6 protein-coding genes are annotated in these 7,225 nt (G+C 66.4%); all 6 read left to right on the top strand.

From position 1 onward, the window contains the following. The first annotated feature begins 153 nt into the window (after positions 1–153). The 6 genes from HL658_RS35150 (at position 154) to HL658_RS35125 (ending at position 7,206) form a co-directional block, all read left to right on the top strand. Positions 154–990, top strand: coding sequence for an IclR family transcriptional regulator (locus HL658_RS35150; RefSeq protein WP_180283187.1), 837 nt, complete (start codon positions 154–156; stop codon positions 988–990). Between the two features lie 21 nt (positions 991–1,011). Next, positions 1,012–1,590 (top strand): pantetheine-phosphate adenylyltransferase, encoded by a 579-nt coding sequence (gene coaD / locus HL658_RS35145; RefSeq protein WP_180283188.1) that lies wholly within the window; start codon positions 1,012–1,014, stop codon positions 1,588–1,590. A 504-nt stretch (positions 1,591–2,094) separates the two neighbouring features. Beyond that, positions 2,095–3,447 carry an oxalate/formate MFS antiporter gene (oxlT, locus tag HL658_RS35140; RefSeq protein ID WP_180283189.1) on the top strand — a complete coding sequence of 451 codons (1,353 nt, stop codon included), beginning with the start codon at positions 2,095–2,097 and terminating at the stop codon, positions 3,445–3,447. A gap of 471 nt (positions 3,448–3,918) precedes the next feature. Further along, entirely contained in the window at positions 3,919–4,911 is a 993-nt protein-coding gene (locus HL658_RS35135; protein WP_180283190.1) for a Bug family tripartite tricarboxylate transporter substrate binding protein, read from the top strand. 188 nt (positions 4,912–5,099) lie between these two features. Continuing rightward, a complete protein-coding gene (locus tag HL658_RS35130) occupies positions 5,100–5,606 on the top strand; it encodes a tripartite tricarboxylate transporter TctB family protein (RefSeq protein WP_180283191.1) in 507 nt (168 codons plus the stop codon). A 139-nt stretch (positions 5,607–5,745) separates the two neighbouring features. Beyond that, positions 5,746–7,206 (top strand): tripartite tricarboxylate transporter permease, encoded by a 1,461-nt coding sequence (locus HL658_RS35125; RefSeq protein WP_246338281.1) that lies wholly within the window; start codon positions 5,746–5,748, stop codon positions 7,204–7,206. The last annotated feature ends 19 nt before the right edge of the window (positions 7,207–7,225 follow it).

The raw sequence follows: 7,225 nt of genomic DNA, 5'->3' as shown, positions 1-7,225 counted from the left end.
CGGCATCGCCGTCGCCGACAGCCCCGCCAGCCTGGGTTCCACCATGCTGACGGCCATGCGGCACTGACGGGCGGGGTGGAGCGTCGGGTCGGCTCTACGCCCGACCCGAGGCCCCCCGACACCCGCAGGAACCCTTATCGCGAGGGATGGGCCATGTTGAACAGTCTGGCAAACGCCGAGCGCGTGCATGGTGCCGACGCCGGCCGCAACGAGGGCACGTCCAAGGGACAGGTCGTCCAGTCGCTGACCCGCGCCCTTAACCTTCTGACCATTCTCGGCGGCTCCAAGGGGCCGATGACGCTGACCGAACTGGCCGACGCCGCCGACCTGTCGCCATCGACCACCCACCGGCTGCTGACCACGCTGCAGATCGAACGCTACGTGCGCTTCGACCAGGCGACCCGCGGCTGGTCGGTGGGCGTGCAGGCCTACATGACCGGCGTCGGCTTCCTCGCCACCCGCAACATCGTCGACATCGCCCGGCCGCGCATGCGCCGGCTGATGGAGGAGACGTCGGAGGTGGTGAACCTGGCGGTGGAGGAGAACGGCGAGGCCCGCTACCTCGCCCGCATCACCGGCCCGCGGGTCGCGCACGGGGTGGTGCCGGCCACCGAGCGCACGCTGCTGCACTGCTCCGCCGTGGGCAAGGCCATGCTGTCGGGCATGACGGCGGCGCGTGTGCAGAGCATCCTGAACGAGCGCGGCATGCGCCAGTTCACCCGCAGTACCGTCACCTCCCTGCCCCACCTGCACACCGAGCTGCAACTGACCCGCAGCCGCGGCTTCGCGGTTGACCAGGAGGAGCGCGAGAGCGGGATGCGCTGCGTCGCCGCCCCGATCTTCGACGAGAACGCGGGCGTGCTGGGTGCCTTGTCGCTGTCGGCCAGCAACCGGCGCATGGACGACCAGCGCATCGCCATGCTGGGCGAGGCGGTGCGGCGCACCAGCATCGCCATCACCCAGGAGATCGGCGGGCGCGTGCCCGCCTGAACCGGCGAAGGGGGAGCATCCATGATCGGCGACACGGGCAGGCATCGGACGGCGGTCTACGCCGGAACCTTCGATCCGGTGACCAACGGCCATCTCGACATTGTCGTGCGCGCCGCGCGCCTGGTGGACCGGCTGGTCGTCGCCGTCCACCGCAACGCCGGCAAGGGGCCGCTCTTCACGCTCGACGAGCGGGTCGCGATGATCGAGGGCGAGCTGGCGGTCCTGCCCACCGGCGCCACCGCGGTCGAGGTGCTTCCCTTCGACGGGCTTCTGGTCGATTTCGCGCGCTCGCTGGGGGCCGGCTTCATGGTCCGCGGCCTGCGCGCGGTGTCGGATTTCGAGTACGAGTTCCAGATGGCCGGCATGAACGCCCATCTCGACCGCGGCATCGAAACGCTGTTCCTGATGGCGTCGGACGGGCACCAGTTCATCGCGTCCCGCCTGGTGAAGGAGGTGGCGTCGCTCGGCGGCAACGTCTCCCGCTTCGTGCCGCCGCGGGTGGCGCAGCGGCTGACGGCACGCATCCTCGGCCCGATCCGGCCGCTGCCGGCCGTGGCGGGCGTGCCGATGCCGGCCATCGGCCCCACGGTTCCTCAGTGAAACGGAAATTCCGTGTGGTGGAAAATCCGTTGCACGAAGTTGCTGTCGGCGGGTGATAGTAAGATACTGACGGTGGAGCGATGGATTTGACGACGTTGCTCCACACTCTGTCACAGTTTGTTCCGTAGCGCGTCCTCCCAACTCGGAGCCGTGCTGATCCCAGCACGGCTTTCTTTTTTAAAATAATCATCAATCCTTTTCTTGTGCGTTGCGATAGTTTTCCTGTCGATACTGCCGCAGCGGCACCCTTCCGAAAGTGGAGCCCGGCGGTCTGTTCTTGTAAGCCCTTTGACGGGGGTTGATTGGCGTCGATTAGTCTGGTAGACCAGATTCAAAATCTGAAGTGCCTGTCAGCCTCCGTTCCGGCTTCGGTTCCAACCCGACACCCCACGATACGGTGAAACCCGCGCGTATGGCGCGCCGGGCCGCAACGCCCCCGACGACGCCTCCGTGCCCCGAAACGTCAGTGCCCAGCAGCAGGTCTCAAGTCCAGGGAGGGACTCCATGGGTCATCCGACAGCAGCACAGCCCGGCGAACCGCGTCCGGCCATTTCCGATTCCAAACGCTGGATGCAGATCGTCGCCGGCATCATCTGCATGGTGGCCGCCGCCAACATCCAATACGCCTGGACCCTCTTCGTCCCGGAGATCCAGGCAACCCACAACTGGACCCGCGCGGCGATCCAGACGGCCTTCACCGTCTTCGTCGTGGTCCAGACCTGGCTCACCCCCATCGAAGGCTATTTCATCGACCGCTACGGCCCCCGCGTGGTGGTGGCGGTGGGCGGCCTGTTCACCGGGCTGGCCTGGGTCGTCAACAGCTACGCCGACACACTGTCGATGCTCTACATCGGTTCGGCCATCGGCGGCATCGGCGTGGGCTGCGTCTATTCCACCTGCGTCAACAACGCGCTGAAGTGGTTCCCGGACAAGCGCGGCCTGGCGGTCGGCCTGACCGCCGGCGGTTACGGCGCCGGCTCGGCCCTGACCATCCTGCCGATCGCCAACATGATCCACAGCAGCGGTTACCAGGCGACCTTCTTCTGGTTCGGCCTGGTCCAGGGCACCATCATCTTCATCGCCGCCTGGGCGCTGCGCATGCCGGCGAAGGAGGAGGTGAAGCACTCCACCAAGGTCGCCCAGTCCCGCCGCGACTACACGCTGGGCGAGGCGCTGCGCACCCCGGTGTTCTGGCTGCTCCAGGCCATGTTCATCTGCACCGTGACCGGCGGCCTGATGGCGGTGGCGCAGCTCGGCGTGATCGCCCACGACCTGGGCGTCAAGGAGACGCCGGTCAACCTGTTCGGCATCACCATGGCGGCCCTGCCCTTCGCGCTGATGCTGGACCGCGTGATGAACGGCATCTCCCGCCCGCTCTTCGGCTTCATCTCCGACCATATCGGCCGCGAGCGCACCATGTTCATCGCCTTCTCGTTGGAAGGCCTGGGCATCATCATGCTGGCCCACCTCGGCCACGACCCGATGATGTTCCTGATCCTCAGCGGCGTCGTGTTCCTGGCCTGGGGCGAGGTGTACAGCCTGTTCAGCGCCACCGCCGCCGACACCTTCGGCACCAAGCACGCCGGCAAGATCTACGGCGTCCTCTACTGCGCCAAGGGCGTGGCCGCCCTGCTCGTCCCGTTCGGCAACCTGCTGATGGAGGCGACCGGCACCTGGGCGACCGTGCTGTACGTGACCGCGGGGATGGACCTGACGGCCGCGGTCGCAGCGCTGGTGATCCTCAAGCCGATGCTGGCGCGCCACCACGCCCGCAACGGCGCGCTCGCGGCCGAGGCCGATCGCAAGATCACGGTTCCCCCCGGTGTGGCGGCACAGGCGGCCGGCAGCAGCGACTGAGCCGCACCATCGCCGGAACGGAGGGGCGGATTCCCGGAAACGGGGAGCCGCCCCTTCGGCGTTTCGGCCCCTGCGGCCCCCGCCGCACAGTCGCGCCCGACAAAAACACGAAATAGAATTTCGTATCCCAAATCCACAAGCACAGCGGACCGCCGGCAAGCTCGCGTCACGGCCGCCGTCGTCTTTCGGGTAGTTGGGCGATTCCAGCAGCTTGGCAGTAATCGGCGCAACCTTCTGGCCGTTTCCTTCACTTTTTCGGCCCGGTCAGTGAAGAATCCTATTGTGTGATAGGGGCATGCCATATATGGTATACCACACAGACTGTCCGCTAGACGAGCAATTCCCAAACGCCGGGACAGTGCTGAACGACAAGTCCGGGTCCGAATCGCAGCCCGGCCATCCAGGGAAGGAAACTGCACGATGCATGAGGGACCTTGCCCGCTTTCCTCCGGAACCCCCCACCGTAAGACCATGACAGCGCTCGGCACCGCCATTGCCGTGGCGGGCGCTCTGACTCTGGGCGCCACCACGGCCAACGCTGCCTGGGAGCCCACCAAGTCCGTCGAGTTCATCGTTCCCGCCGGCACCGGCGGCGGCGCCGACCAGATGGCGCGGATGATCCAGGGCATCATCCAGAAAAACGACCTGATGAAGCAGCCCCTGGTCGTCATCAACAAGTCGGGCGGCGCTGGCGCCGAGGGTTTCCTGGACGTCAAGTCGTCCAACCGCAACCCGCACAAGATCATCATCACGCTGTCCAACCTGTTCACCACGCCGATGGCGACGGGCGTGCCCTTCTCGTGGAAGGACATGACGCCGGTGGCGATGCTGGCGCTCGACAACTTCGTGTTGTGGGTCAACACCAACCAGCCGCAGAAGACCGCCAAGGAATTCGTCGACGCCGTGGCCGCCGCCCCGCCCAACGAGTTCAAGATGGGCGGCACCGGGTCGAAGCAGGAAGACCAGATCGTCACCGCCGCCATCGAGCAGGCGACCAACAGCCGCTTCACCTACATCCCCTACAAGGGCGGTGGCGACGTGGCGGCGCAGCTGGTCGGCGGCCACATCCACTCCAGCGTCAACAACCCCATCGAAGCGGTCTCGCAGTGGCGCGCCGGCGCGCTGAAGCCGCTCTGCGTCTTCGACAACGAGCGCATCCCGCTGAAGGAACCGATCGCCGACGGCAAGTCGTGGAACACCATCCCGACCTGCAAGGAAGCCGGGCTGCCCGTGGAGTACACGATGCTCCGCGGCATCTTCATGGCCCCCGGCGCCACGCCGGACCAGATCAGCTACTACGTCGAACTCTTCAAGAAGGTCCGCGAGACCGAGGACTGGAAGGACTTCATGGCCAAGGGCGCCTTCAACACGCGCTTCCTGACCGGCAAGGAGTTCCAGACCTGGCTGACGTCGGCCGAGGACCTGCACAAGTCGCTGATGGCGAAGGCCGGCTTCCTGAAATGACGGTGTGACGGTGGGGGTGCGGACATTCCGCGTTGCGCACCCGCCCCGGCCCTCCCCCATCTTCGACGGGGGACGGAGACGAAAAGTCCTCCCCCGCGAGAGTGGGGGAGGGTTTGGGTGGGAGCCCTGGTCGACGACGTCCCTCCCACACACCCAATTCCCCCCCTTTGCCCTACGGGAACGGTTCCATGGAACACCCTTCGAGCGGCAGCGATCCGGTCGTCTCCAACCGGACCATGGAGATCGTCATGGCCCTGCTCTTCGCGGCCATCGCGATCGTCGTCATGGCCGACAGTGTGCGCGTCGGCAACGGCTGGGGTCCGGAAGGGCCGAAGGCCGGATACTTCCCCTTCTACGTCGGGCTGGTGATGTTCGTCAGCAGCCTCATCACCGCCGGAATCGCCATCGCCAACCGTGCCGCCGACCGCAGCACCTTCGTGGAGCGCGACCAGCTCGGCCTCGTCATGCAGGTGCTGGTGCCCAGCGCCGTGTTCGTGGGGCTGACCGGACTGATCGGCATCTACATCGCCGCGATGCTGTTCATCGCCTTCTTCATGCGCTGGGTGGGCAAATACCGCCCGACGGTGATCCTGCCGATCGCGGTGCTGGTTCCGCTGGCGCTCTTCGTGATGTTCGAAATCTGGTTCCTGGTGCCGCTGCCCAAGGGACCGGTGGAGACCATGCTCGGCTTCTGAGGTCCCGTCGCGGACCCGTCCGGTCAATGCCGCCGGTACCTTCGGGGCCGGCGGCACATTCAGGGAGGGAATGTTGGAAGCCCTGGCTTCACTCATTCACGGCTTCGGCGTGCTCGCCGACCCCATGAATATCGCGTACATGTTCATCGGCATCACGCTGGGCGTCCTGATCGGGGTGCTCCCCGGCCTGGGTGGTGCGAACGGGGTGGCGATCCTGCTGCCCCTGACCTTCAGCATGTCGCCGACCTCGGCCATCATCATGCTGTCCTGCATCTACTGGGGCGCGCTGTTCGGCGGCGCCATCACCTCGATCCTGTTCAACATCCCCGGTGAGCCCTGGTCCGTGGCGACCACCTTCGATGGCCATCCGATGGCGCAGAAGGGGCACGCGGGCGAGGCGCTGACGGCGGCTTTCACCTCCTCCTTCTTCGGCGCCTTCGTCGCCGTGGTGATGATCACCTTCCTGGCGCCGCTGATCGCCATCTTCGCCTTGCGCTTCGGACCGGCGGAGTTCTTTGCGGTCCAGCTGCTGACATTCTGCAGTTTCATCGGCATGGGCGGCTCCAACCCCTTCAAGGTGCTGAGCGCCATGATGCTGGGCTTCGCGCTCGCCGCGGTGGGTCTCGACAGCGTGACCGGCGAGCTGCGCATGACCTTCGGCTCGGTGGAGCTGCTGCGCGGCTTCGACTTCCTGATCGCGGTCATCGGCCTGTTCGGCATCGGCGAGATCCTGCTGACCATGGAAGAGGGGCTGGCCTTCAAGGGCAAGAGCGCCAAGATCAACGCCGCCGTCGTGTGGCAGACCTGGAAGCAGCTCCCCCGCTACTGGGTGACCGCGATCCGCGGCTCCATCGTCGGCTGCTGGATGGGCATCACGCCCGGCGGCGCCACCCCGGCCTCCTTCATGAGCTACGGTCTCGCCAAGCGCTTCTCACGCTCCGGCAACAAGTTCGGCACCGGCGAGATGGAAGGCGTGGTGGCGCCCGAGACCGCGGCGCACGCCGCCGGCACCAGCGCGCTGCTGCCGATGCTGACGCTGGGCATCCCCGGCTCGCCCACCGCAGCGGTGCTGCTGGGCGGCCTGCTGATCTGGGGCCTGCAGCCCGGTCCGCTGCTGTTCGTCGAGCAGAAGGAGTTCGTCTGGGGCCTGATCGCCAGCATGTATCTCGGCAACATCGCCGGGCTCATCGTGGTGCTGACGACCGTGCCGCTCTTCGCCTCGATCCTGCGCATCCCCTTCAGCATCATAGCACCCATCATCGTGGTGATCTGCGCGGTCGGCGCCTACACCGTCCACAACGCCTTCATGGACGTGGTGCTGATGCTGTTCTTCGGTGTGCTGGGCTACATCTTCAAGAAGCTGTCCTACCCGCTGGCCCCGCTGGTGCTGGCCCTGGTGCTGGGCGACATGGCGGAGAGCAGCTTCCGTCAGGCGATGCTGTCGTCGCAGGGCAGCCTGGCGATCTTCTGGTCGAACCCGCTGGTCAGCAGCATCGTCACGCTGGCGCTGGTCATGCTGTTCTGGCCGCTGATCTCGCTGCTGATCCGCAAGCGCCGCCCCGGCGGCGGCGAGCATGGCGGCGTGGTGCCGGCGAAGTAATAAGGGGACGGTCGGCGGC

This window comes from Azospirillum oleiclasticum (assembly GCF_013423485.1).
In the GTDB taxonomy this organism is placed as follows: Bacteria; Pseudomonadota; Alphaproteobacteria; order Azospirillales; family Azospirillaceae; genus Azospirillum; species Azospirillum oleiclasticum.
The sequence above is the reverse complement of the archived record's forward strand: the minus strand, read 5'-3'. Positions and strand labels throughout refer to the sequence as shown.

Coding starts and splice junctions, on each gene's coding strand:
- HL658_RS35130 (WP_180283191.1), top strand. CDS start 5,100: ATGGAACACCCTTCGAGCGGCAGCGATCCGGTCGTCTCCAACCGGACC.
- coaD (WP_180283188.1), top strand. CDS start 1,012: ATGATCGGCGACACGGGCAGGCATCGGACGGCGGTCTACGCCGGAACC.
- HL658_RS35135 (WP_180283190.1), top strand. CDS start 3,919: ATGACAGCGCTCGGCACCGCCATTGCCGTGGCGGGCGCTCTGACTCTG.
- HL658_RS35125 (WP_246338281.1), top strand. CDS start 5,746: ATGTTCATCGGCATCACGCTGGGCGTCCTGATCGGGGTGCTCCCCGGC.
- oxlT (WP_180283189.1), top strand. CDS start 2,095: ATGGGTCATCCGACAGCAGCACAGCCCGGCGAACCGCGTCCGGCCATT.
- HL658_RS35150 (WP_180283187.1), top strand. CDS start 154: ATGTTGAACAGTCTGGCAAACGCCGAGCGCGTGCATGGTGCCGACGCC.